The organism is Pseudomonas batumici, from assembly GCF_000820515.1.
Taxonomy (GTDB): Bacteria; Pseudomonadota; Gammaproteobacteria; order Pseudomonadales; family Pseudomonadaceae; genus Aquipseudomonas; species Aquipseudomonas batumici.
Map to the genome: position 1 here is coordinate 72961 of NZ_JXDG01000011.1, position 25370 is coordinate 98330.

At 63.8% G+C, this 25370-nt stretch carries 23 protein-coding genes; 12 read left to right on the forward strand and 11 right to left on the reverse strand.

Annotated features, from left to right (window positions below; genetic code table 11):
- Window positions 1–134 precede the first annotated feature (134 nt).
- Window positions 135–4031: a phosphoribosylformylglycinamidine synthase gene (gene purL, locus UCMB321_RS05535; protein WP_040064493.1), complete on the forward strand. Its 3897-nt coding sequence runs from the start codon at window positions 135–137 to the stop codon at window positions 4029–4031.
- Between the two features lie 6 nt (window positions 4032–4037).
- Window positions 4038–4349, forward strand: coding sequence for a YqfO family protein (locus UCMB321_RS05540; protein WP_040064494.1), 312 nt, complete (start codon window positions 4038–4040; stop codon window positions 4347–4349).
- A 120-nt stretch (window positions 4350–4469) separates the two neighbouring features.
- Here the strand turns inward: UCMB321_RS05540 and UCMB321_RS05545 are convergent, their stop codons facing one another.
- From UCMB321_RS05545 to UCMB321_RS05580, 8 genes are all read right to left on the reverse strand, one after another.
- Window positions 4470–5558 carry a scabin-related ADP-ribosyltransferase gene (locus UCMB321_RS05545; RefSeq protein WP_157015852.1) on the reverse strand — a complete coding sequence of 363 codons (1089 nt, stop codon included), beginning with the start codon at window positions 5556–5558 and terminating at the stop codon, window positions 4470–4472.
- A gap of 304 nt (window positions 5559–5862) precedes the next feature.
- A complete protein-coding gene (gene nagE / locus UCMB321_RS05550; RefSeq protein WP_040064497.1) occupies window positions 5863–7578 on the reverse strand; it encodes an N-acetylglucosamine-specific PTS transporter subunit IIBC in 1716 nt (571 codons plus the stop codon).
- A gap of 39 nt (window positions 7579–7617) precedes the next feature.
- Window positions 7618–10134 (reverse strand): phosphoenolpyruvate--protein phosphotransferase, encoded by a 2517-nt coding sequence (gene ptsP, locus UCMB321_RS05555; RefSeq protein WP_040064498.1) that lies wholly within the window; start codon window positions 10132–10134, stop codon window positions 7618–7620.
- A 13-nt stretch (window positions 10135–10147) separates the two neighbouring features.
- Complete coding sequence (locus UCMB321_RS05560) at window positions 10148–11170, reverse strand: SIS domain-containing protein (protein ID WP_157015853.1); 1023 nt, start codon at window positions 11168–11170, stop codon at window positions 10148–10150.
- Window positions 11151–12257 (reverse strand): N-acetylglucosamine-6-phosphate deacetylase, encoded by a 1107-nt coding sequence (nagA, locus tag UCMB321_RS05565; protein WP_040064500.1) that lies wholly within the window; start codon window positions 12255–12257, stop codon window positions 11151–11153. The genes UCMB321_RS05560 and nagA overlap by 20 nt, the downstream gene beginning before the upstream one ends.
- 19 nt (window positions 12258–12276) lie before the next feature.
- Complete coding sequence (locus UCMB321_RS05570) at window positions 12277–13008, reverse strand: GntR family transcriptional regulator (RefSeq protein ID WP_040064501.1); 732 nt, start codon at window positions 13006–13008, stop codon at window positions 12277–12279.
- Window positions 13009–13186: 178 nt separating this feature from the next.
- Entirely contained in the window at window positions 13187–13690 is a 504-nt protein-coding gene (locus UCMB321_RS05575) for a L,D-transpeptidase family protein (RefSeq protein WP_040064502.1), read from the reverse strand.
- Between the two features lie 27 nt (window positions 13691–13717).
- Window positions 13718–14278, reverse strand: a complete 561-nt coding sequence (locus UCMB321_RS05580) for an NUDIX hydrolase (RefSeq protein ID WP_040064503.1) — start codon at window positions 14276–14278, stop codon at window positions 13718–13720.
- Window positions 14279–14426: 148 nt separating this feature from the next.
- Between UCMB321_RS05580 and UCMB321_RS05585 the strand changes: the two genes are divergently transcribed.
- From UCMB321_RS05585 to purT, 5 genes are all read left to right on the forward strand, one after another.
- Window positions 14427–15026, forward strand: coding sequence for a CoA pyrophosphatase (locus UCMB321_RS05585; RefSeq protein WP_040064504.1), 600 nt, complete (start codon window positions 14427–14429; stop codon window positions 15024–15026).
- Between the two features lie 39 nt (window positions 15027–15065).
- Complete coding sequence (locus tag UCMB321_RS05590) at window positions 15066–15590, forward strand: gamma carbonic anhydrase family protein (protein ID WP_040064505.1); 525 nt, start codon at window positions 15066–15068, stop codon at window positions 15588–15590.
- Entirely contained in the window at window positions 15587–15796 is a 210-nt protein-coding gene (locus tag UCMB321_RS05595; protein WP_040064506.1) for a DUF1289 domain-containing protein, read from the forward strand. The genes UCMB321_RS05590 and UCMB321_RS05595 overlap by 4 nt, the downstream gene beginning before the upstream one ends.
- A gap of 121 nt (window positions 15797–15917) precedes the next feature.
- Window positions 15918–16385 (forward strand): VUT family protein, encoded by a 468-nt coding sequence (locus UCMB321_RS05600; protein ID WP_040064507.1) that lies wholly within the window; start codon window positions 15918–15920, stop codon window positions 16383–16385.
- A 116-nt stretch (window positions 16386–16501) separates the two neighbouring features.
- Window positions 16502–17683, forward strand: a complete 1182-nt coding sequence (gene purT / locus UCMB321_RS05605; RefSeq protein ID WP_040064509.1) for a formate-dependent phosphoribosylglycinamide formyltransferase — start codon at window positions 16502–16504, stop codon at window positions 17681–17683.
- A gap of 220 nt (window positions 17684–17903) precedes the next feature.
- Here purT and UCMB321_RS05610 read toward each other — a convergent pair whose 3' ends face one another.
- The 3 genes from UCMB321_RS05610 to UCMB321_RS05620 all read right to left on the reverse strand — a co-directional run bounded on the left by UCMB321_RS05610 (window position 17904) and on the right by UCMB321_RS05620 (window position 21508).
- Complete coding sequence (locus tag UCMB321_RS05610) at window positions 17904–19220, reverse strand: MFS transporter (protein ID WP_040064510.1); 1317 nt, start codon at window positions 19218–19220, stop codon at window positions 17904–17906.
- A 224-nt stretch (window positions 19221–19444) separates the two neighbouring features.
- A complete protein-coding gene (locus UCMB321_RS05615) occupies window positions 19445–20680 on the reverse strand; it encodes an HlyC/CorC family transporter (RefSeq protein ID WP_040064511.1) in 1236 nt (411 codons plus the stop codon).
- A gap of 15 nt (window positions 20681–20695) precedes the next feature.
- Entirely contained in the window at window positions 20696–21508 is an 813-nt protein-coding gene (locus tag UCMB321_RS05620; RefSeq protein WP_040064512.1) for a cytochrome C assembly family protein, read from the reverse strand.
- Between the two features lie 197 nt (window positions 21509–21705).
- Between UCMB321_RS05620 and ffh the strand changes: the two genes are divergently transcribed.
- The 5 genes from ffh to rplS all read left to right on the forward strand — a co-directional run bounded on the left by ffh (window position 21706) and on the right by rplS (window position 25280).
- Window positions 21706–23082, forward strand: a complete 1377-nt coding sequence (gene ffh, locus UCMB321_RS05625) for a signal recognition particle protein (RefSeq protein WP_040064513.1) — start codon at window positions 21706–21708, stop codon at window positions 23080–23082.
- Window positions 23083–23334: 252 nt separating this feature from the next.
- Window positions 23335–23586, forward strand: a complete 252-nt coding sequence (gene rpsP, locus UCMB321_RS05630) for a 30S ribosomal protein S16 (RefSeq protein WP_040064515.1) — start codon at window positions 23335–23337, stop codon at window positions 23584–23586.
- A 5-nt stretch (window positions 23587–23591) separates the two neighbouring features.
- Window positions 23592–24128 carry a ribosome maturation factor RimM gene (gene rimM, locus UCMB321_RS05635; RefSeq protein ID WP_040064516.1) on the forward strand — a complete coding sequence of 179 codons (537 nt, stop codon included), beginning with the start codon at window positions 23592–23594 and terminating at the stop codon, window positions 24126–24128.
- Between the two features lie 3 nt (window positions 24129–24131).
- The gene (gene trmD, locus UCMB321_RS05640; protein ID WP_040064517.1) at window positions 24132–24884 is read left to right on the forward strand and encodes a tRNA (guanosine(37)-N1)-methyltransferase TrmD; all 753 of its coding nucleotides are present in this window, start codon (window positions 24132–24134) and stop codon (window positions 24882–24884) included.
- 45 nt (window positions 24885–24929) lie between these two features.
- Window positions 24930–25280 (forward strand): 50S ribosomal protein L19, encoded by a 351-nt coding sequence (rplS, locus tag UCMB321_RS05645; RefSeq protein WP_017904968.1) that lies wholly within the window; start codon window positions 24930–24932, stop codon window positions 25278–25280.
- Window positions 25281–25370: the final 90 nt, after the last annotated feature.

A 25370-nucleotide genomic window follows, 5' to 3' on the forward strand; every position in this document is an offset into this window, starting at 1 on the left:
TGTAGGAATAGATTGTTTAGCTTTGAGAGGCATTTGCTGTGAGGCAAGCGTGCCGTTTCGGGTGCCGTCGCGGGCGGTTATAGGCTAGAATGCACGGCCTCAAAGCACACCCCCTTCCCGAGGCTGTCCCGAAGATGTTGATCCTGCGCGGTGCTCCTGCCCTTTCCGCCTTTCGCCACAGCAAACTGCTCGAGCAACTGAGCCAAAAGGTTCCGGCTGTCAGTGGCTTGTATGCCGAGTTCGCCCATTTCGCCGAAGTGACTGGCGTGCTGACTGGCGACGAACAGCAAGTGCTGGCCCGCCTGCTGAAATACGGCCCGAGTGTGCCGGTCCAGGAGCCGACCGGTCGTCTGTTCCTGGTGTTGCCGCGTTTCGGCACCATTTCGCCCTGGTCGAGCAAGGCCAGCGACATCGCGCGTAACTGCGGCCTGGGCAAGGTCCAGCGCCTGGAGCGTGGTATCGCCTTCTACGTCGCCGGCCAGTTCAGCGAGGCCGAAGCCGAACTGATCGCCGCCAGCCTGCATGACCGCATGACCCAGATCGTGCTGGGCCAGCTGGAACAGGCCGCCGGTCTGTTCAGCCACGCCGAGCCCAAGCCGCTGACGGCCATCGACCTGCTGGGCGGCGGTCGCGCCGCGCTGGAGAAAGCCAACGTCGAACTGGGTCTGGCCCTGGCCGAGGACGAGATCGACTACCTGGTGAACGCCTTCACCGGGCTCAAGCGCAACCCGCATGACATCGAACTGATGATGTTCGCCCAGGCGAACTCCGAGCACTGCCGTCACAAGATCTTCAACGCCAGTTGGGACATCGACGGCCAGAGCCAGGAAAAAAGCCTGTTCGGCATGATCAAGAACACCTACCAGATGCACAGCGAAGGCGTTCTGTCGGCCTACAAGGACAACGCCTCGGTGATCGTCGGCAATGTCGCCGGGCGCTTCTTCCCGAATCCTGAAACCCGCCAGTACGGCGCGGTGCAGGAGCCAGTGCACATCCTGATGAAGGTCGAGACCCACAACCACCCGACCGCCATCGCGCCGTTCCCGGGGGCCTCCACCGGTTCCGGCGGCGAGATCCGCGACGAAGGTGCCACCGGTCGCGGCGCCAAGCCGAAAGCCGGTCTCACCGGTTTCACCGTGTCCAACCTGCAGATCCCCGGTTTCGAGCAGCCTTGGGAAGTGCCTTATGGCAAGCCCGAGCGCATCGTCACCGCGCTGGACATCATGATCGAAGGCCCGCTGGGCGGCGCCGCGTTCAACAACGAATTCGGTCGTCCAGCCCTGACCGGCTACTTCCGTACCTTCGAACAATCCATCACCACCCCGCGTGGCGACGAAGTGCGCGGCTACCACAAGCCGATCATGCTGGCCGGCGGCATGGGTAACATCCGTGCCGAACACGTGCAGAAGGGCGAGATCACCGTCGGTTCCAAGCTGATCGTGCTCGGCGGCCCGGCGATGCTGATCGGCCTGGGCGGCGGCGCGGCTTCCTCGATGGCCACCGGCACCAGCTCGGCAGATCTGGATTTCGCTTCGGTACAGCGCGAAAACCCGGAAATGGAGCGTCGTTGCCAGGAAGTCATCGACCGTTGCTGGCAACTGGGTGACAAGAACCCCATCAGCTTCATCCACGACGTAGGGGCGGGCGGTCTGTCCAACGCCTTCCCGGAGCTGGTCAACGACGGTAACCGCGGCGGTCGTTTCGAACTGCGCAACGTTCCCAATGACGAGCCGGGCATGGCCCCGCACGAAATCTGGTCGAACGAATCCCAGGAGCGTTATGTCCTGGCGGTCGGCGCGGCGGACTTTGAACGCTTCAAGGCGATCTGCGAGCGCGAGCGCTGCCCGTTCGCCGTGGTCGGCGAAGCCACTGCCGAGCCGCAACTGACGGTCACCGACAGCCACTTCGGCAACAGCCCGGTGGACATGCCGCTGGAAGTGCTGCTGGGCAAGGCCCCGCGCATGCACCGTTCGGCGGTGCGTGAAGCCGAACTGGGCGACGACTTCAACCCGGGCAGCCTGGCGCTGGCCGAGTGCGTGGAGCGCGTCCTGCATCACCCGGCCGTGGCGAGCAAGAGCTTCCTGATCACCATCGGCGACCGCACCATCACCGGCCTGGTCTCCCGCGACCAGATGGTCGGCCCGTGGCAGGTGCCGGTGGCTGACGTGGCCGTGACCGCCACCAGCTTCGACGTCTACACCGGTGAAGCCATGGCCATGGGCGAGCGTACGCCGCTGGCCCTGCTGGACGCCCCGGCTTCCGGTCGCATGGCGATCGGTGAGGTCCTGACCAACATCGCCGCTTCGCGGATCGGCAAGCTGTCCGACATCAAGCTGTCGGCCAACTGGATGTCCGCTGCCGGTCATCCGGGCGAAGACGCGCGCCTGTACGACACCGTCAAGGCGGTCGGCATGGAACTGTGCCCTGAACTGGGCCTGACCATTCCGGTGGGCAAGGACTCCATGTCCATGGCCACCCGCTGGAAAGACGAAGGCACCGACAAGAGCGTGACCTCGCCGCTGTCGCTGATCGTCACCGGCTTCGCCCCGGTCACCGATATCCGCCAGACCCTGACCCCGCAACTGCGCATGGACAAGGGCACCACCGACCTGATCCTGATCGACCTCGGTCGCGGCCAGAACCGCATGGGCGCCTCGATCCTCGCCCAGGTCTACGGCAAGCTCGGCAAGCAGGCCCCGGACGTCGACGACGCCGAAGACCTGAAGGCCTTCTTCGCAGTGATCCAGGGCCTCAACGCCGACGGTCACCTGCTGGCCTACCACGACCGTTCCGACGGCGGTCTGCTGACCACCGTGCTGGAAATGGCCTTTGCCGGTCACTGCGGCCTGAACCTGAACCTCGACGGCGTGGCGGAAACCTCCGCCGACCTCGCGGCCATCCTGTTCAACGAAGAACTGGGCGCAGTGATCCAGGTTCGCCAGGACTCCACCCCGGATGTGCTGGCGCAGTTCAGTGCCGCGGGCCTGGGCGACTGTGTGTCGGTGATCGGCCAGCCGCTGAACAACGGCGAAGTCAGCATCACCTTCGACGGCGACACGGTCTTCACCGGCGAGCGTCGTCTGTTGCAACGCCAGTGGGCGGAAACCAGCTACCGCATCCAGCGCCTGCGTGACAACGCCGAGTGCGCCGACCAGGAGTTCGATGTCCTGCTGGACGAGAGCAACCCGGGCCTGAGCTACAAGACCAGCTTCGATGTGAACCAGGACATCGCCGCGCCGTACATCAAGAAAGGCATTCGTCCACAGGTCGCGGTGCTGCGTGAGCAGGGCGTCAACGGCCAGGTGGAAATGGCCGCGGCGTTCGACCGTGCCGGCTTCAATGCCATCGACGTGCACATGAGCGATATCCTCGCCGGTCGCGTCGACCTGAACGACTTCAAGGGCCTGGTCGCCTGCGGTGGCTTCTCCTACGGCGACGTACTGGGCGCCGGTGAAGGCTGGGCCAAGTCGGCGCTGTTCAACGCCCGTGCCCGTGATGCCTTCCAGGGCTTCTTCGAGCGCACCGACAGTTTCACCCTGGGCGTGTGCAACGGTTGCCAGATGATGTCCAACCTGCATGAGCTGATCCCGGGCAGCGAATTCTGGCCGCACTTCGTGCGCAACCGCTCCGAGCAGTTCGAAGCGCGGGTGGCGATGGTGCAGATCCAGGAGTCGAATTCGATCTTCCTGCAGGGCATGGCCGGTTCGCGCATGCCGATCGCCATCGCCCACGGCGAAGGTCATGCCGAGTTCGAAAGCGAGGAAGCCCTGTTGCAAGCCGACCTGTCGGGTTGCGTGGCCATGCGCTTCGTCGACAACCACGGCAAGGTCACCCAGACCTACCCGGCCAACCCGAACGGCTCGCCGCGCGGGATCACCGGGCTGACCAGCCGCGACGGTCGCGTCACCATCATGATGCCGCACCCTGAGCGGGTCTTCCGTGCCGTGCAGAACTCCTGGCGCTCGGAAGACTGGAACGAAGACGCGCCATGGATGCGCATGTTCCGCAACGCCCGGGTTTGGGTTAACTAAGCGGCCATGTACAAGCTCAGCTTTTTCGTGCCACCGAGCCATGTGGAACAGGTCAAGAGTGCCGTATTCGCCGCCGGAGGCGGGCGGGTCGGTGCTTACGACCAGTGCGCGTGGCAGGTGCTCGGCCAGGGTCAGTTTCGCCCGTTGGACGGCAGCCAGCCGTTTCTCGGGCAGACCGGAGTGGTCGAGCGGGTGGACGAATGGAAGGTTGAGCTGGTGGTGGCGGACGCCTTGATCAAGGCGGTGGTGCTGGCTCTGAAGCAGAGCCATCCCTACGAAACACCGGCTTATGAAGTCTGGCGTCTCGCGGATTTCTGACCGGCTCCCTGCCTGTGGGTCGTTTCGCCACCCTCACAAAACCCGCCGCCTCGGCGGGTTTTGTTTGTCTGCAAATAGACCGTTTCCGGCGCATCGCCGCGGCTGACATTGGTTGGAAAACTATTGATGCCTGTTATCGAGGCGGCAAGCTTCTTTTTCTATGCCGATGCATTCGACCGGTTCGCTCACACCCTTCTCGAACCTGCGTGCATTCATCAATAGTCCGCTCTTGATACCGCCGATGAACGCGACGGCGCCTTCACGCCCGCCGGTGTAGCGCCCTGACAGATCCACTGCCACGCTGTTGGGTCTGACTTCATACACCCAGCCGCCGTTCTGCGCTTCCGTGACTGCCCAGATCTTGGCGTCGCTATAGTCGCGAAACGCCAAAATGACCGAAGTGCGACTGACGATGGATTCCGGATTGGTCACGAACCTCAAATTAGGTGCCGACGAAATATTGGTCTGCAGCCCATGAGCAAGCACATCCGCCCCCTGTACCGGGTTGATCACCGCTGAACTGACCGCCCAGTAAGATTCCTTGCTCTTTATCCACGCCAGACCGACTGGAGGTGTCATCCGGTTCCAGTCGATAGGCATCGCAGCAACCTCCTGTATGGTCTCGCCGCCGGTTGGTTCGCGGTAATTCGGGTTTGTTACGCAATCATCGTGATTGTTTTTCTTGCAAGCCTGCTTGATAAAGTGCCCCTTGACTCCGCCCGGGAAGCTGACCTCAGCCTCACTGCCGCCCATGGGGCCCCCCGATTGCTGTTGATCGACTCCATGCGGGGCTTTGAACTCGAACACCCATTCCTTGGCGAAGCTCTGGGCGATGCGCAGACTACGCGTTGCACTGCTGTAGACCGACTTCCCTGCCCCAGCCCCGTGGCCGAACCAGTCGTACATCCACTCGTTCTCCGGGAAGGCTGCGGCTTTGGGCAACAGCCCGTCCTCGAACGCCTCGAGCCCCTGGTCCGTGGTGTCGCCCCGATAAAGGGTGTCCATGTCGGTGCGCCAGATCAAGGACGGCCTGGTGTTGCGGATCGGTACGCTCGTATCCGCCGCAACCTGAAGCCAGGCTTGATACCAAGATTCCTCTTCTCCCTGGGTCGCTCCTGCCGCCCATGCGGCACTGTCCGCTTGCCACACGCCCGCCAACACTACCGCCGCGACAGCTGCCGCCCGCAGAAAACTGCCATCTCTTTTCATGACTCTATGCCTCATCCAGAATTGTCCAGCCATGTCGAATCACATACGTCATGACTACACATTCTTCGACGCGACACTTTTCACCACGCATGCTGTGGGAAAAGGACCCACTGAGCTGAGCCTCGATCCACAGCGTGAATTCTGAGTGTAGATTAGCGTTGGTGCGGCAGCGGCCTTCGGGCTCCCAGACTTGTAACGCTTCTTGTCCTGGCGCTGGGGAGTGGCTGGATCATCATCGAGGGCATTCACGGGGAGTCGGGCAGTTTGAGGTAACGGATCAGATCCGCTACCTCAAGTGGCGGCGCTAGAGTGGCGCTGTACAGGCTTCCCTGCGGTTCAATAGCGCGCTCAGCGCTTCACTCATGCCGCTGGCCCGCCCCCCCACCAACACATGCCAGGCTCCGCCTTCCACCTGGCTGACGCCTTGGCAGCCCAGGGTGTTCAGATCCGCTTCCGATAGCCGCCGGCCGTCCTCGAGCAGCACCCGCAGTCGCGTCTGGGCGACGCATTCGAGTGCCAGCACATTGTCTTTCCCGCCCAGTGCGTCCAGCCATTGTTGGAGCTGTTGCGGGTTGATCGCCGTCGCTTCGACAGGCACTGGCTCGCTCACCGTCCTGTCGATCGAGCCGGTCACTGGCAACGCCGAGCGAATCTCATCGGCAATGCTGTCCGCCAGCGGCCCGACCACCACTTGCAGGCTGCCGCCGTGGCCTGGCCGCACCACGGCCATTGCCCCAAGGCTTTTCAGCTCGGCGTCCACGGCCTTGTCCCGGTCCCGCAGTTCCACCCGCAGGCGCGTGGTGCAGGCACCGACTGTCACCAGGTTGGTGGCCCCGCCCAGGGCCTGGATATAAGCGGCTGCCCGCTGGTTTTCGCTGAGTATCCGGGTGGCGGTGGCACTGGCGAGACTCTCTCGCCCCGGGGTCTTCAGATCGAAACGGCGGATGCAGAAATCAAAGACGAAGTAGTAGATCAGCGCATAGGCCAACCCTACTGGAATCACTCGCCAGCCGTTGGTGGACTTGCCCCAGCCCAGGGCCATGTCGATCGCGCCGCCGGAGAAGGTAAAGCCCAGGTGGATGTTCAAGGCATTGGTCACCGCCATCGACAACCCTGTGAGCAAGGCGTGCAGCACATACAACAGCGGCGCGAGGAACATGAAGGCGAATTCCACCGGCTCGGTCACCCCGGTCAGGAACGAGGTCAGGGCCATCGACAGCAGGAGGCCGCCCATCAGCTTGCGCCGTTCCGGCAGGGCATTGCGGTACATCGCCAGGCACGCTGCCGGCAAGCCGAAGACCATCACCGGGAACATGCCGGTCATGAACTGTCCGCCCTTCGGATCGCCGGCGAAGTAGCGCGCCAGGTCACCGGTCACCGCCAACCCGGTCTCGGGTGAGGTGTAGCTGCCGAACACGAACCACATCATGTTGTTGAGGATGTGGTGCAAGCCGGTGACGATCAGCAGCCGGTTGAGGACGCCGAAGATGAAGGCGCCGAGGCTGCCGCTCTCGACCATCAGCAGGCCGAGGCTGTTGATGCCGTTCTGGATCGGCGGCCAGATAAGGCCGAACAGCACCCCCAGGCCCACCGCCGAGAACCCGGTGACAATCGGCACGAAGCGTCGCCCGCCGAAGAACGCCAGGTATTCCGGCAGCTTGATGTCCTTGAAGCGGTTGTACAGCGCACCGCCCAGCAGGCCGCTGATGATCCCGGCGAGCATGCCCATGTTGATGCTCGCATCGAGCACCTTGAGGGTGGCGATCAGCACCAGGTAACCGATGGCCCCGGCCAGGCCGGCGGTGCCGTTGTTGTCCCGGGCGAAACCGACGGCAATGCCGATGGCGAAGATCAGCGCCAGGTTGGCGAAGATGGTGTTGCCGGCATCATGGACGATGGCGATGTTCAGCAGGTCGGTATCGCCCAGGCGCAGCAACAGGCCGGCAATCGGCAGGATGGCGATGGGGAGCATCAACGCCCGCCCCAGGCGTTGCAGACCTTCGATGAAGAACTGGTACATGGCGTGTCTCCTTCTTGTTGTTTTCCAGCCTTGGGTGAATCAGCCCAGGGGCCAGTGTTGGCGACAGGCTTCACGGACTTTCGCAGCGCTGCCCAGTTGCAGCAGCGACGGGACGATCCGTCGACATTCGGCGGCATCCAGGCTGCGTACCCGCGCCTTGATTTCGCCAATTTGCGGCGTGCTCACGGACAGCTCGGTCACCCCCAGGCCGATCAGCACCGGGGTCGCCAGCGGATCGGAGGCCAGCGCGCCGCAGACCCCGACCCAACGCCGATGCACGGCGGCACCGGCGCAGGTCTGGGCCATCAGTCGTAGCAGGGCCGGGTGCAGGGCATCGACCCGGGCGGCGAGGCCGGCGTGGTCGCGGTCCATGGCCAGGGTGTACTGCGACAGGTCGTTGGTACCGATGGACAGGAAGTCCGCGTGCTCGGCCAGTTGTTCGGCCAGCAGGGCCGCCGAAGGCACTTCGATCATCACCCCCAGTTCCGGGCGCAGCCGGATCCCCAGTTCGCCGGCCAACTCATCCAGGCGCCGTCGCACCTGCAGCAGCTCGTCGACTTCGCTGACCATCGGCAGCAGGATCCGGCAGCGTTGCAACGGGTTGAGCTGCAACAGGGCGCGCAGTTGCTGGTCGAGCAGGTCCGGTCGGGCCTGGCCCAGGCGAATGCCGCGCAGGCCCAGCACCGGGTTAGCTTCCACTGGCAGTGGCAGGTAATCGAGTTGCTTGTCGCCGCCGACATCGATGGTGCGGATGATCACCGGCCGGTCGCCCATGGCGTCCAGTACAGCTTGATAAGCGCTGCGTTGTTCCTCTTCATTCGGCGCGCTGCGACGCTCGACGAAAAGGAATTCGGTGCGCAGCAGGCCCACGCCGTCGGCGCCGTGCAGGTGCGCCTCGCGGGCATCAGCGGCGGAAGCGACATTGGCCGCCACCTCGATATGCAGGCCATCGCGGGTGTTGGCCGGCAACCGGGCCTGGGCGTCCTGGTGCTGGCGTCGCAATTGCTGTTGCCAGTGGGCCAGGGCGACGCCCTCGCGCCGGGCTTCATCGGGGCTCAATTCGAGGCGGCCATGATCGGCGTCGAGGACCACCACCTGGCCGGGGACGATGTCCAGCAGGCCGGCACCCAGCGCCACCAGGCAGGGCAGGCCCTTGCTCCGGGCGAGGATCGCCACGTGGGAGGTCGCACCGCCCGCGGCCATGCACAGCCCGGCGACCTGTTGCTGGCTGAGCTGCAGCAGGTCCGAGGGCGTCAGCTCGTGCGCAGCGACGATGGCGCCGGGGGGCAGCTTGTAGTTCGCGGCTTCGCCCAGCAGGGCCCGCAGTACCTGCTGCCGGAGGTCGCGCAGGTCGTTGGCGCGTTCGGCCAGCAGCGGATTGCCGAGATTGAGCAGGACCTGGCATTGTGCCTCGATCGAGCGGTCCCAGGCATGGGTGGCTGCTTGACCCGCTTTGATGGCCTGGCTGGCGGCATCCAGTAGCACAGGGTCTTCGAGCAGGGCGAGGTGGGCGTTGAAGATCGCTTCCTCTTCGCTGTCTTTGCGCTGGCGGGCGCGCAACAGCATGGCGTGGATGTCCGAACGGACCTTTTCCAGGGCGCCGTCCAGCGCTTGCAGCTGTTCATCGGCGATGTGATGGCCGGTGTCGGGCGCCAGCGTGATGCCGCTCAGGTGTGCCAGCGGACCACAGACCAGGCCGGGGGCGGCGCACACCCCCTGGAGGACGCCGTCTTCGCTCGGTCGGGGCGGGATCGCCTTGGCGGGCGGTGGGGCCGCGTGGCCGGTATCGCTCAGCGGTGTGCGCAGCACGTCGAGCAGGGCCTGCAACGCCGCTTCGCGGTCCGGGCCACGGCAACTGATCTGCACTTCCTGCTGTTCGCCGACGCTGAGCCCCATGATGCCGATCAGGCTGTCGAGGGGCGCGGATCGATCGTCCAGATGCAGGCGGGCGGTGCAACTGAAGCCCTGCGCGGTCTGGCGCAGCAAGGCTGCCGGGCGCGCATGCAGGCCGCCGTGATGGGCGACCCGGGCGCTGCCGCGGACTTCGTCGGTGTCGGTCGTCGAGGCGGCCGCATGCTGTTCGTCGGGCAAGCGCGGCACGATACGCAGCAAGGGTTCGCCGACCTTGACCTGGGTCCGGGCCACGGGCTGCAGGTGGTAATGCTCGCCATTGGTCAGGACCACCAGGCTCACCAGGCTCTTGCAGTGGCGGGCCACCCGGTCCAGGTCGACCCGCAGCAAGGCCTGGCCGTCATGCACCCGGGCGCCTTCCTCGATCAGCAGCGCAAAGCCTTCGCCTTGCAGCTCGACGGTGTCCAGGCCCAGGTGCAGCAGCAGTTCGGCGCCGTTGTCGGTGCGCAGGGTCAGGGCGTGCCGGGTGCGGGCGATATGAATGATTTCGCCGGCGCAGGGTGCATGCAGGCAATCGTTGAGCGGGTCGATGGCCAGCCCCGGTCCCATGGTGCCGCTGGCGAATACGGCATCGTCGACGTCGGCAAGCGGGAACACGGGACCGCTCAGCGGTGCGCTGAGGGTGATGTTGTTCTTGTTGTGCATGGCGCTGTACTCGTCAGTGGGTACGGGTGACTTTACTCAGATGGCGCGGTTGGTCGGGGTCCATGCCGCGGGCCACGGCCAGCTGGGCGGCCATCACGTAGAAACTCTGGATGGCCAGGATCGGGTCGAGGGCCGGGTGTTCTGCGCAGCACAGGTCCAGGTCGCGTTCGGCCACGTCCGGCGGCGCCGCCAGCAGCACCCGGGCACCGCGCTGGCGCATCTCGGCGGCGAGCTTGAGCAGCCCGGCCTGCTCGGCCCCGCGTGGGGCGAAGACCAGCAACGGATAGCCGGCGTCGATCAGGGCCATGGGGCCGTGACGGACTTCCGCGCTGCTGAAGGCTTCGGCCTGGATCGCCGAGGTTTCCTTGAATTTCAGCGCCGCTTCCTGGGCGATGGCGAAACCGGCGCCACGGCCGATCACCATCAGCCGCTCGCAGTCGCGCAGGGTCTCGATGGCCTGGCTCCAGTCCCGGGTCGCGGCTTGTCGCAGGCCTTCGGGCAGGGTTTGTCCTGCGGCCAGCAAAGCCGGGTCCTGGTGCCAGTGGCCGAGCAGCCGGGCACTGGCGCTGAGGGTGGCGATAAAACTCTTGGTCGCGGCCACGCTTTGTTCCGGCCCGGCCAGCAGTGGGATCGCATATTCGCAGGCGGCCTCCAGCGGCGAGTCCGCGGCGTTGACCATGGCCACCGTCAAGGCGCCGCGCTCGCGCAGCAGGCGCAGGCTGTCCACCAGGTCGGGGCTCTGGCCGGATTGGGAAAAGGCCAGCACCGCCTGGCCGCTGACCTGCAGCGGCGAGTGCTGCAGGGTCACCACCGACATCGGCAGCGAGGCCACCGGAACCCCGGTCTGTTGCATGGCGATATAGGCGAAGTAGCTGGCGGCGTGGTCGGAGCTGCCGCGGGCGACGGTCATCACCACCTGCGGTGGTTGCTCGCGCAGCCGTGCGCCCAGGGCCAGCAGTCTCTCATCGAGCTGCTGCAACTGGCGGCTGACCGCCTCGTGGGCCGACAGTGCCTCTTCAAGCATTCTGGAAGTCAACGGCTTCTCCTTCGACCATGATCGAGGTCAGTGTCAGTGAGCGGTCCAGGCGCACGCAGTCGGCCCAACTGCCGGGTTGCAGGCGTCCGCGCTCGGGCAGGCCGAGGTAGTCGGCGGGGAATTGCGACAGGCGTTGCGAGGCTTCGGCCAGCGGCAGGCCGATCTTCACCAGATTGCGCAGGGCCTGGTCCATGGTCAGGGTGCTGCCGGCCAGGGTGCCGTCGGGCAACCGTACGCCGCCCAGGCATTTGGTCACGGTGTGGCTGCCCAGCTTGTACTCGCCATCTGGCATGCCGGCGGCGGCCGTGGAGTCGGTGACGCAATAGAGGCAGGGAATCGAGCGCAGGGCCACGCGCATGGCGCCGGGATGCACATGCAACAGGTCCGGGATCAGTTCGGCGTAGCGGGCGTGGGCGAGGGCGGCGCCGACGATGCCGGGCTCGCGGTGATGCAGCGGGCTCATGGCGTTGTACAGGTGGGTGAAGCTGGTGACCCCGGCCTCGAGGGCGGCGACCCCCTCTTCGTAGCTGCCCAGGGTATGGCCGATCTGCATGCGGATGCCACGAGCGCTGAGGTCGCGGATCAACGCCGCGTGGCCGGCGATTTCCGGGGCGATGGTGATCACCCGGATGGGTGCCAGGTGCAGGTAGTCCTCGACTTCGGCACTGATCGCGGTGTGGGCGAAGTTCGGTTGCGCCCCCAGCTTGCCGGGGTTGATGAACGGGCCTTCCAGATGCACGCCGAGGACACGGGCGGTGCCCGGTCGGCGCTGTTCGCAATAGACCCCGAGTTGGCCGAGGATGGCGCTGATTTCCTCGGGCGGCGCGGTCATGGTGGTGGCCAGCAGCGAGGTGGTGCCGAAGCGCAGGTGGGTGCGGGCGATGGTCTCGAAGGCGTCGCCACCCTGCATGATGTCCTGGCCGCCGCCGCCGTGGACGTGCAGGTCGATGAAGCCGGGCAGCAGATACGGCAGGTCGTTTTCGCCCGGATCGCAGGGCGTGCCCTCGATCTGCGTGACCTTGCCATGCTGGTGCAGCAGGCGACCGCGAATCCAGCCTTGCGGGGTGAGGATGTTGTCTTCGGACATGGCAGGCTCTCTGAACAGGCTAACGCCGCAGTTCGGCGACGAAGTCGTAGTAATCGTTACGGCAGTAGGTGTCGGTCAGCTCGATGGGGGTGTTGTCCTCGAGGTAGCCGACACGGGTCATCAGCAGCATCGCGGTGCCGGGCTCGATGCCCACCAGCGCGGCGAATTCGGTCGAGGCGTTGATCGCGCGAATGTGTTGCAGGGCCCGCACCACCGGGCGGCCGATACTGTCGAGGTAGGCGTAGAGCGAGTCGCCGACGGCCTCGGGGTCGGGCAGCAGGGCGGCGGGCAGGGTGCTCATCTCGATGGCCATGACGGTGTCGTCGGCGGTGCGCAGGCGCTTGAGCCGGGCGACCTGGTCACGGGGCGACAAGGCCAGGCGGATCAGTTCCTCATGGCTCGGCAGGGCGATCTCGCGCTCCAGCCAGCGGGAACCGGGCACGAAGCCCTTGGCCCGCAACCGTTCGCTGAAACTCGACAGGCGTGACAGCGGTTGCTCCAGGCGCGGGGTGATAAAGGTCCCGGAGCCTTGGCTGCGACGGATCAGGCCTTGTTCCAGCAGGACTTCCAGGGCCTTGCGCGCGGTCACCCGGGAAATGCTCAACAGCTCGCTCAGGTTGCGCTCCGAGGGCAGTGCCTGTTCGGCTTTCCACTGGCCGGCGTGGATGGCGGCTTCCAGGTTGCGCGCCAGTTGCAGGTACAGCGGTGTCGGCTGGGACTCATCGGGTCGCAGGGCGAGGATGTCGTTCATGTGGGATTTTTCCTGTGCGTTTGTTAGAGGTTTTGCACTCGGACAGTGGTGATGAAGTTAGTACCACTTTAATACCATGTCAATACCAGTGGTTTTGTGCGAGTGCAATGAAAACGCCCGTCATGGGGAGCATGACGGGCGTCGGATGAGTCAGTGGTATCAGGATGGCGTGGTCGGCTCAGGGGCGGATTTCCACCATGGTGCCGTCCTTGACCAGTTCCCAGACCTCGCGCATGTCGACATTGCGCATGGCCACGCAACCGTCGGTCCAGTCGAGGGTGTGGAACAACTGTTCCGGGTAGTCCTCGGAGTCCGGCGTGCCGTGGATCATGATCATGCTGCCAGGGTCCACCCCTTCGCGACGGGCGCGGGCCGAGTCGCTGATATTGGGGTAGGACAGGTGCAGCGACAGGTTGTATTTGTCGCTGGGCTTGCGCCAGTCCACCCAATAGAAACCCTCGGGCGTGCGCCGGTCGCCAGCCATCAGTTTCTGGCCGGTGGGGTGTTTACCCAGGGAGATGCGGTAGGTCTTCAGCGGCTTGCCGTCATTGATCAGCTGCAGTTGATGGGCGGACTTGAGGATCAGGATCTTCTCGACGGTTCTACCACCCAGTGGGTCGGCGACAGAGGCCTGGGACAGAGTGGCGAACGACAGGCAGAACACTACGAGCAACCAGCGCATTGAAACGGTATCCCTGAAGGTGAGGGGTTATTGATGATTGGGTTGGGTACGGGAGGCCATGGGTGGCACGGCTTCACTGCGAACCGGGTATTGTTCGGTCGGGCGGTCGGCGAAGAAGCACTCCAGGGTCCGTCCGACTGTCCTGAAAGCCAGCTCGGACCAAGGGATCTCGTGTTCTTCGAACAGCCGTACTTCCAGGCTTTCCGCGCCGGCGGCAAATTCCAGGTCCACCAGTTCGGCACGATAGAACACGTGTACCTGGTTGATGTGCGGCACGTCGATCAGCGTATAGATGCTCAGGTTACGCACCCGCGCGCAAGCTTCTTCCAGGGTTTCCCGGCGGGCGGCCTGCTCCACGGTCTCGCCATTTTCCATGAAGCCCGCGGGTAGGGTCCAGTAGCCGCGGCGCGGCTCGATGGCGCGGCGGCAGAGCAGGACCTGGCTGCCCCAGACCGGCAGACAGCCGGCGACGATATTGGGGTTCTGGTAATGAATGGTGTCGCAGTGGTCGCAGACGTAGCGCAGGCGTGTGTCGCCCTCGGGTATGCGTTGACTCACCGGTTTGCCGCACTGGCTGCAGAACTTCATGCTGGATTCTCTTGGCAATGCGCCTATCTTCGCGTGGGCGGCGGGTTGTCGGCAAGTTGTGCTTTCGCGACATGCCACTGTCCGGGGGGTTGGGCGCTGCGCCGCTTTTGGTGCATGATGCCAGGTAAGCCGCAAATCGAGATCAGCCATGCTGGACGAGTTACTTCGACGTGTAAGCAGCCATACGCCCCGCCCCCTGGAAACGGACCGTCGTTTTCCCGAGGCGGCGGTACTGGTGCCGATCACCCGCAGTGACGAACCGGAGCTGGTGCTGACCCTGCGCGCCAGCGGCTTGTCGACCCACGGCGGCGAGGTGGCCTTTCCCGGTGGGCGCCGCGACCCGGATGATCCGGACCTGATCTTCACCGCCCTGCGCGAAGCCGAAGAGGAAATCGGTCTGGCGCCGGGGCTGGTGGAAGTCATCGGACCGCTCAGTCCGGTGATCTCGCTGTACGGGCTCAAGGTCACGCCCTATGTCGGGGTGGTGCCGGACTTTGTCGACTATCGGGCCAATGACGCCGAGATCGCCGCGGTGTTCAACGTGCCGCTGGCGTTTTTCCGCCAGGACCCGCGCGAGCATACCCATCGTATCGACTATCAGGGCCGCAGCTGGTATGTGCCCAGCTACCGCTTTGGCGAATACAAGATCTGGGGGCTGACGGCGATCATGATCGTCGAGCTGGTCAACCTGTTGTATGACGCCCGGATCAGCCTGCACAATCCCCCGGAACGCTTTATCAACATCTAGAGCCGCCGGTCAGGTGGTCGCAAGCCTTGAGGACACCCTATGAAATACCGTTTGGGCGACGCCCGGGTCGAGACGCATCCGCAGAGTTGGGTAGCCCCCAATGCGACCCTGGTCGGCAGGGTCCGGCTGGAGGAGGGGGCCAGTGTCTGGTTCAACGCGGTGTTGCGCGGTGACAACGAGCTGATCCTGATCGGTCGCAACAGCAATGTGCAGGATGGCACGGTGATGCATACCGACATGGGTTATCCGCTGACCATCGGCACCGGGGTGACCATCGGCCATAATGCGATGCTCCACGGCTGCACGGTGGACGACTACAGCCTGATCGGCATCAACGCGGTGATCCTCAACGGCGCGAAGATCGGCAAGCATTGCATCATCGGCGCCAATGCCTTGATCGGCGAGAACAAGGAGATTCCCGACGGCTCGCTGGTAATGGGCTCGCCGGGCAAGGTGGTCCGCGAGTTGACCGAGGCGCAGAAGAAAATGCTCGAAGCCAGTGCCGCCCACTATGTGCACAACGCCCAGCGTTATGCCCGCGACCTGGCGGTCGACGAAGCATGAATACGCCCGAACGTCCGCTGGCGTCGCCTTGCGTGAGCATCTGCGCGCTGGATGAGCAGGACATCTGCATCGGTTGCCAGCGCACGGTCGAGGAGATCACCCGCTGGGGTCGCATGGATAATGCCGAGCGTCGCGAGGTGCTCGGACGTTGTCATGAGCGGGCCAAGTCCGCTGGGCTGCTGTTCATGTCGGGCGCAAGGACCTGACAATCAGCCGGGCATGAAAGCCGCTGCAGGCCCGGCTCGCCACAGGAGCGCGTCAGGCTTCAGCGGCTCCGCTACTTTGGGGTAACCTGTACGGCTAAATAGACAAGGTAGTCTGCCGCCCATGCTCTTTCTCATCGCCTACATCGCCAGCGTCGTGCTGATCAACTTCGCCTTCTCCGCCGCGCCGCACCTGGACATCATCTGGTCGGCCTGGGGCGGGCTGGTGTTCATCCTGCGCGACATGGTGCAGACCCGTTTCGGCCACGGTGCGCTTGTCGCGATGGTCGCGGCGTTGCTGTTGTCCTACTTCACCTCCGAACCGGCCATCGCCCTGGCGAGCGCCACCGCCTTCGCCATCTCCGAATGCATCGACTGGCTGGTCTTCAGCATCACCAGGCGCCCGCTGCACGACCGCCTGTGGATAAGTTCGGCGCTGAGCATCCCGTTGGACACCTTCATCTTCTTCGGCCTGATCGGCGCGCTGACCCCGGGGGTGATCCTCACCGCCCTGGGCTCGAAATTCGCCGGCGTGACCTGTGTCTGGTTGGCCATGGCCTGGCGTTCGCGCAAGACGGTCCTTTCCACCTGAAGTCACACCTGTTCGGTTCATGTCGGCCTCGGTTCATGTAAAATGCCGGCCTTTCTTCCCGGCAGGTGCCTGATTGTCCAGGTGCCGTCGATGATCTGCTTCCTCGAGGACCTGAAATGACCCGTATCGGAACTCCACTGTCGCCGACCGCGACTCGCGTATTGCTCTGTGGCTGTGGTGAGCTGGGCAAGGAAGTGGTGATCGAGCTGCAACGCCTGGGCGTCGAAGTGATTGCCGTTGACCGCTACGCCGACGCGCCGGCCATGCAGGTGGCCCATCGCAGCCACGTGATCAACATGCTCGACGGCGCGGCCCTGCGGGCAGTGATCGAAGCCGAGAAGCCGCACTTCATCGTGCCGGAAATCGAAGCCATCGCCACCGCCACCCTGGTGGAACTGGAAGCCGAAGGCTTCACCGTGGTGCCGACGGCCCGTGCCGCGCAACTGACCATGAACCGTGAAGGCATCCGTCGCCTGGCCGCCGAAGAGCTGAAGCTGCCGACCTCGCCATACCACTTCGCCGACACCTTCGAGGCCTATAGCAAGGCGGTCGAGGACCTGGGTTTCCCGTGCGTGGTCAAGCCGGTGATGAGTTCTTCGGGCAAGGGCCAGAGCCTGCTGCGCAGCGCCGACGATGTGCGCAAAGCCTGGGACTACGCCCAGGAAGGCGGGCGTGCGGGCAAGGGCCGGGTGATCATCGAGGGCTTTATCGACTTCGACTACGAAATCACCTTGCTGACCGTTCGTCATGTCGGCGGCACCACCTTCTGCGCACCGGTCGGCCACCGTCAGGAGAAGGGCGATTACCAGGAGTCCTGGCAGCCCCAGGCCATGAGTCCGCTGGCCCTGGCCGAGTCGGAGCGGGTCGCCAAGGCGGTGACCGAGGCCCTGGGTGGGCGCGGCATGTTTGGTGTCGAGCTGTTCATCAAGGGCGACCAGGTGTGGTTCAGCGAAGTGTCGCCGCGTCCCCATGACACCGGCATGGTGACCATGATTTCCCAGGACCTGTCGCAGTTCGCCCTGCATGCCCGGGCGATTCTCGGCTTGCCGATCCCGTTGATCCGTCAGTTCGGTCCGTCGGCGTCGGCGGTGATCCTGGTGGAAGGGCAGTCGACCCAGACCGTGTTCGCCAACCTCGGTGCGGCGTTGAGCGAACCGGATACGGCCTTGCGCCTGTTCGGCAAGCCGGAAGTCAACGGCCAGCGCCGCATGGGCGTGGCCCTGGCGCGGGACGAGTCGATCGACGCCGCGCGGGCCAAGGCGACCCGTGCCGCCCAGGCGGTCAAGGTCGAGCTGTAAGCGCTATCGCGAACGCAGATTAATCTGCGTTCGCGACTCTATTGTAGGCGCTGGCTTGTCGGGACGCCGCATCGCAGCGATGAGGCCCGAAAGCCTTGCATCGATCTTGCGGACGCCATCGCCGGCAAGCCGGCTCCCACAGGTTTTGTGTCGTACGCACGATTCTGTAGGAGCAAGCTTGCTCGCGATCCGCCGCAGGCGGCCATTCACTCGCTGATCTTCAGGCGACCTTGTTCAGATCGTTGTGGCGCGTCTCCTTCAAGCAGAAGATCGCGATCAGGCTCAACGCCGCCGCCGCCGATACATACCCGCCGACCCAACTCAAACCGCCCATCGCCACCAGTTTCTGCGCAAAGAACGGTGCGGCCGAGGCGCCGACGATGCCGCCCAGGTTATAGGCCGCCGATGCGCCGGTATAGCGCACATGGGTGGGAAACAGCTCCGGCAGCAGGGCGCCCATCGGCGCGAAGGTAATGCCCATCAGGAACAGCTCAAGGCACAGGAACAGCGCGACGCCTGCGGTCGAGCCATGGCCCAACAGCGGTTCCATGGTGAAGCCGGACAGCAGCGCCAGCACGCCGCCGAGCAGCAATACCGGCTTGCGCCCGAAACGGTCGCTGGCCCAGGCCGCCAGTGGCGTGGCGGCCGCCATGAACAGCACGGCAAAACACAACAGCCCGAGGAAGGTCTCGCGACTGTAGCCGAGGTTGGCGACCCCGTAGCTCAGCGAAAACACCGCCGAGATATAGAACAGCGCGTAACACACCACCATCGCCAGCGAGCCGAGCAGCACCGGGGCCCAATAGCGGCTGAACAGCTCGACCAGGGGCATCTTCACCCGTTCCTGACGGGCCACGGCGTTGGCGAAGATCGGCGTTTCCTCCAGCTTGAGGCGCACATACAGGCCGACCATCACCAGCGCGGCGCTGAGCAGGAACGGAATGCGCCAGCCCCAGGAGCGGAACTGTTCGTCGCTCAAGGTCATGGCGAGGATCAGGAACAGGCCGTTCGCGGCCAGGAAGCCGATCGACGGACCCAGTTGCGGGAACATGCCGAACCAGGCGCGCTTGCCTTCGGGGGCGTTTTCGGTCGCCAGCAGCGCGGCCCCGCCCCATTCCCCGCCGAGTCCCAGCCCCTGGCCGAAGCGCAACAGGCACAGCAGGATCGGAGCCCAGGCGCCAATGCTCGCGTAGCCGGGCAGCACGCCGATCAGCGTGGTGCAGATCCCCATCATCAGCAACGAAGCGACCAGCGTCGATTTGCGCCCGATGCGATCGCCGAAATGGCCGAACAGGATCGAACCCAGCGGGCGGGCGAGGAAGGCGATGCCGAAGGTCAGGAAGGCCGAGAGCATCTGCGCGGTGCTGTCGGTCTGTGGGAAAAACACCGGTCCGATCACCAGCGCGGCGGCGGTGGCATAGACATAGAAGTCGTAGAACTCGATGGCCGTACCGATAAAACTGGCGGTCGCTACTCGTGAGGTCGAGTTCAGCGGCTTGTTCGGCGTGGCATCTGCAAAGGTGGTGCTGGAGGTCATTGCGGGCGTCCCTGAAAGTCTTGCGCGTGCGAATTATTAGTATGGAGCGCCCAGGGATAAGGGCTGGTTCCCACGCGACAGGTTGTGAGTGTCGGCGACGGGTCATGGCAAGGCGTTGCTGGCCGGAGGGGGCTGGGTGCGGGTAAGCAGGCGTTCCGGCGGGGCTGGATAAGCCCGCCCGATTATAGGAATGCGTCTATCGATCAAACAAGGGGGCGGCCGTGTCAGCGTGCAACGGCAGCCGACGTGGTGTGCCAGACCAGCACCCGGCTGACCCGATTGTCCTCGGTCTCGAGGATTTCCAGGCGGTAACGGCCGATCTTCAGGCACACGGCGCTTTCCGGGATGGTCTCCAGCGCCTCGGTCACCAGGCCATTGAGGGTTTTCGGGCCGTCGCTGGGCAGGTGCCAGCCCAGGCTCTTGTTCAGTTCGCGAATCGATGCGGCGCCCTCGATCACCAGTCGGCCATCGGGCTGGGGGTGGACATGCGGGTTATCGAGGCTGTGTTCGCTTTCGAATTCGCCGACGATCTCTTCAAGAATGTCTTCCAGGGTGACGATGCCCAGCACCTCACCGTATTCGTCCACCACCATGCCCAGGCGCCGTTGCTGCTTGTGGAAATTCAGCAGTTGCAGTTGCAGCGGCGTGCTTTCCGGGACGAAGTAGGGCTCACGGCAGGCGGCGAGCAGGTCGGCCTTGGTCAGGCTGGCATCGAACAGTTGATGAAGAATCTGGCGGGTATTGAGCACCGCCTCGACCTGGTTGATATCGCTGTGGAACACCGGCAGGCGGGTGCGTCGGTTCTTCAGCAACTGGGCGATGATTTCCTCGATGGAGTCGTCGAGGTTGACCCCCTCCACTTCGCTGCGCGGCACCAGGATGTCGTTGACCGTGATGTTGTGCAGCGCATGGATGCTGGACAGCGACGGGTTGCGCGCCGGGGGCTCCGGTTCGTCTTCCGGATCGAGGGGCGGTTGGTCCTCATCGCTCTGCTTGACCGCGCTGGCCTTGCTGATGAACGGGCGCAGCAGCAACTGGGCGATACCGCTCAGCAACCAGGCCACCGGGTAGATGATCTTCAGCGGAATCCCCAGCAAGGCGTTGCCGGTGGCCAGGATCGATTCGGGATAGCGGGCGGCGAGCAGGCGCGGCAGGTAGTCGGCGAACACCAGCAGCAGGACAGTGGCGCCGAGGCAGGCCAGCCAGGGGCCGTGCTTGCCCCACAGGAGAATCGACAGCAGGGTGCCGATCACCACCACCACGATCCGGCACAGGGTGTTGCACAGGATCAGGCTGTCACGGGGGAATTTCAGCCTGGGCGTCGGTTTGTCACCCGAGCGCGAGGCGGGGCGCAGGGCGGCGAGCAGTTGTTGCGCGACTTCAACGGCGGTGAACAGCGCCGACCAGAGAATCAGCAGGGCCAGTACAGCGAGCATCGGCCCGGCGGGCAAATTGTCCATGGTTTCGAAGGCCCGTCAGATGTGCAGGATGTATTCGCGGACCAGCTTGCTGCCGAAATAGGCCAGCATCAGCAGGCAGAAACCGGCCAGGGTCCAGCGGATGGCCTTGTGCCCGCGCCAGCCGAGACGATTGCGCCCCCACAGCAGCACGCTGAACACCACCCAGGCCAGGCAGGCCAGCAGGGTCTTGTGCACCAGGTGCTGGGCGAACAGGTTCTCGACGAACAGCCAGCCGGAGATCAGCGACAGCGACAGCAGGCTCCAGCCGGCCCAGAGGAAGCCGAACAGCAGGCTTTCCATGGTCTGCAACGGCGGGAAGTTGCGGATCAGCCCGGAGGGGTGCTTGTGCTTGAGCTGGTGGTCCTGCAGCAACAGCAGCAGGGCCTGGAACACCGCGATGGTGAACATGCCGTAGGCCAGGATCGACAGCAGGATATGCGCGAGGATGCCCGGTTCCTCGTCGATGATCTGCACCGTGCCCGCGGGCGTGAACTGTGCCAGCACCACGGTCAGCAGGCCCAGCGGGAAGAGCAGGATCAGCAGGTTTTCCACGGGGATGCGCGAGCAGGCCGCCAGGGTCAGGGCGATCACCGCGACGGCGATCAGGCTGGCGGCATTGAAAAAATCCAGGCCCAGGCCGATGGGCGTCATCAGGTGGGTGAGCAGGCTGATGGCATGGGCGATCACGGCGATCACGCCGAGCCCCACCAGCAGGCGTTTGTTCGCCTTGGCGCCCTGGCGCAGGCGGGTGCCTTGATAGAGGGTCGCAGCGGCATAGAGGCAGGCGGCGACGAGGCTGGTCAGCAAACTGGGTGACAAGGGGAGCATAAATCCTGTTAGGCAAGCCCGAAAAGCGCTGAGTTTGGCATAGAACCCCCGGTCCACGAAAGACCGTGGCGCTAGTGCGCCGCATGCACTCTCCGCTATAATCCGCGACCTGCCCACGCCGCAGGCTCGCCAGGCGCTTTTTTTCCTTGTCCGGCAGCCATCACTTCGGTCTCCATGAGGGCCTCAAAGGATCGCGCATGTTTGAAAACCTGACCGACCGTCTCTCGCAGACGCTGCGCCATGTCACCGGCAAGGCCAAGCTGACCGAGGACAACATCAAAGACACCCTGCGTGAAGTGCGCATGGCGTTGCTCGAAGCCGACGTCGCCCTGCCGGTGGTGAAGGACTTCGTCAACGCGGTCAAGGAGCGCGCGGTCGGCACCGAAGTGTCGCGCAGCCTGACCCCGGGCCAGGCGTTCGTGAAGATCGTCCAGGCCGAGCTCGAAAGCCTGATGGGCGCCGCCAACGAAGACTTGAACCTCGCGGCCGTGCCGCCTGCGGTGGTGCTGATGGCCGGTCTGCAGGGCGCGGGTAAAACCACCACCGCCGGCAAGCTGGCGCGCTTCCTCAAGGAGCGCAAGAAGAAGAGCGTGATGGTGGTCTCGGCCGACGTCTATCGTCCGGCAGCCATCAAGCAGCTGGAAACCCTGGCGGGCGACATCGGCGTGACCTTCTTCCCGTCCGATCTCAGCCAGAAGCCGGTGGCCATCGCCGAAGCGGCTATTAAAGAAGCCAAGCTCAAGTTCATCGACGTGGTCATCGTCGACACCGCCGGTCGTCTGCACATCGACGACGAGATGATGGACGAGATCAAGCAGCTGCACGCGGCGGTCAAGCCGGTGGAAACGCTGTTCGTGGTCGACGCCATGACCGGCCAGGACGCCGCCAATACCGCCAAGGCGTTTGGCGATGCGCTGCCGCTGACCGGCGTGATCCTGACCAAGGTCGACGGCGACGCCCGTGGTGGTGCCGCGCTGTCGGTGCGGTCCATCACCGGCAAGCCGATCAAGTTCATCGGTATGGGCGAGAAGAGCGAAGCGCTCGAGCCCTTCCATCCGGAGCGGATCGCCTCGCGCATCCTCGGCATGGGCGACGTGCTCAGCCTGATCGAGAAGGCCGAACAGACCCTCGACAAGGAAAAGGCCGACAAGCTGGCCAAGAAGCTGAAGAAAGGCAAGGGCTTCGACCTCGAAGACTTCCGCGACCAGCTGCAACAGATGAAGAACATGGGCGGCCTCGGCGGCCTGATGGACAAGCTGCCGAACATCGGCGGGGTCAACCTGGCGCAGATGGGCAATGCCCAGGGCGCGGCCGAGAAGCAGTTCAAGCAGATGGAAGCCATCATCAACTCCATGACCCCGGCCGAGCGCCGCGACCCCGAGTTGATCAGCGGTTCGCGCAAGCGCCGGATCGCCATGGGCTCCGGCACCCAGGTGCAGGACATCGGTCGCTTGATCAAGCAGCACAAGCAGATGCAGAAGATGATGAAGAAATTCTCTGCCAAAGGCGGCATGGCCAAGATGATGCGCGGCATGGGCGGTATGTTGCCCGGCGGCGGCATGCCGAAAATGTAAGGAATTCGCGTCGGCCTGATGGCCGGCGCTGCCCCCGCAGGGATGTGGGGGATCGCCAGTAAACCCGCATTCAGCGGGAGCTGACCTGCCGTCTTGACGACGGCTCCATGGCAAATCCTGATTGCACGGCGCCGGGCGCCGGAAAAAGTCATTTGCAAAAGTCCGTATATTCCTTAGAATATGCGGCCTTTCGGGCACCCATGCCCGCTGTGCATTTAGATTTGCAGCACCGACTACAGGAACGATGTTCACATGCTAACAATCCGTCTTGCCCTTGGCGGCTCCAAAAAGCGCCCGTTTTACCACCTGACCGTAACCGACAGCCGCAACGCTCGTGACGGTTCGCACAAAGAACAAGTGGGTTTCTTCAACCCGGTTGCTCGTGGTCAGGAAGTTCGTCTGTCCGTGAACCAAGAGCGCGTAGCCTACTGGCTGAGCGTGGGTGCACAACCTTCTGAGCGTGTTGCTCAGTTGCTGAAGGAAAACGCTAAGGCTGCGGCCTGAGCCATATGAACGCGACGCCGGCTTCTACCGATGATCTGATCGTTATCGGCAAGATCTATTCTGTTCATGGCGTTCGCGGCGAAGTGAAGGTTTATTCCTTTACGGATCCGATCAAAAACCTGTTGGACTACAAAACCTGGACGCTCAAGCGCGAAGGCAGCGTGAAACAGGTAGAGCTGGTCAGCGGACGCGGGAACGAAAAGTTCCTGGTCGCAAAGCTCAAGGGTCTCGATGATCGTGAAGAAGCGCGTCTTCTGGCCGGTTATGAGATCTGCGTGCCGCGCAACCTGTTCCCTGAACTGACCGACGGCGAGTACTACTGGTACCAGCTGGAAGGTCTCAAGGTCATCGACACCCTCGGACAGCTGTTCGGGAAAATCGATCACCTGCTCGAGACCGGCTCGAACGATGTCATGGTGGTCAAGCCTTGTCCGGGCAGCCTGGATGATCGCGAACGCCTGTTGCCCTATACGGAGCAATGCGTGTTGGCCGTCGACCTTGCCGCTGGCGAGATGAAGGTGGATTGGGACGCGGACTTCTAAGCGATGGCTAGCCTGCGCGTAGAAGTGATCAGTTTGTTTCCCGAGATGTTTTCCGCCATCAGCGACTACGGCATCACCAGTCGTGCGGTGAAACAGGGGCTCTTGCAGTTGACCTGTTGGAACCCGCGGGACTACACGACCGATCGTCATCACACTGTGGATGATCGCCCATTTGGCGGTGGTCCGGGCATGGTGATGAAGATCAAGCCCCTTGAGGACGCCCTGGTTCAGGCCAAGGCAGCAGCAGGGGAGGCGGCGAAGGTGATTTACCTGTCGCCCCAAGGCCGGCAACTGAATCAGTTGGCGGTACGCGACCTGGCGAACGAGGAAGCCTTGATCCTCATTGCAGGTCGTTATGAAGGCATTGACGAGCGCTTTATAGACGCTCATGTCGATGAAGAGTGGTCGATTGGGGACTATGTTCTCTCCGGTGGCGAGCTGCCGGCGATGGTCCTGATAGATGCGGTTACACGGCTGCTGCCCGGAGCTTTAGGGCATGCGGACTCCGCGGAGGAAGATTCCTTCACGGATGGCCTGCTGGATTGCCCGCACTACACCCGTCCGGAGGTGTATGCGGATCAGCGTGTTCCCGACGTGTTGCTCAGTGGCAACCACGCACACATCCGGCGTTGGCGTCTGAAGCAGTCCCTTGGCAGGACCTCGGAACGACGCGCCGATCTTCTGGAAAGCCGCTCGCTTTCTGGAGAAGAGAAGAAGCTGCTCGAGGAATACATCCGCGAGCGGGACGATAGTTAACAACGTATCGATGGTAGATCAGACGATTTACCTTAGGAGCACAGCATGACCAACAAAATCATTCTGCAACTCGAAGCCGAGCAGATGACCAAAGAGATCCCTGCCTTTGCCCCGGGCGACACCATTGTCGTTCAGGTGAAAGTGAAGGAAGGCGACCGTTCGCGTCTGCAAGCGTTCGAAGGCGTGGTAATTGCCAAGCGTAACCGCGGTGTGAACAGCGCGTTCACCGTACGTAAGATCTCCAACGGTGTTGGCGTAGAGCGTACTTTCCAGACCTACAGCCCGCAAATCGACAGCATGGCTGTCAAGCGCCGCGGTGACGTACGTAAAGCCAAGCTGTACTACCTGCGCGACCTGTCGGGTAAAGCAGCTCGCATCAAGGAAAAACTGGCTTAAGTCCAGCTTCCGATGCAGAAAAAAGCAGCCTACGGGCTGCTTTTTTGCATTTCGGGTTTTGAAAAAACCGTGGCGCGCTGTCACAGTGGG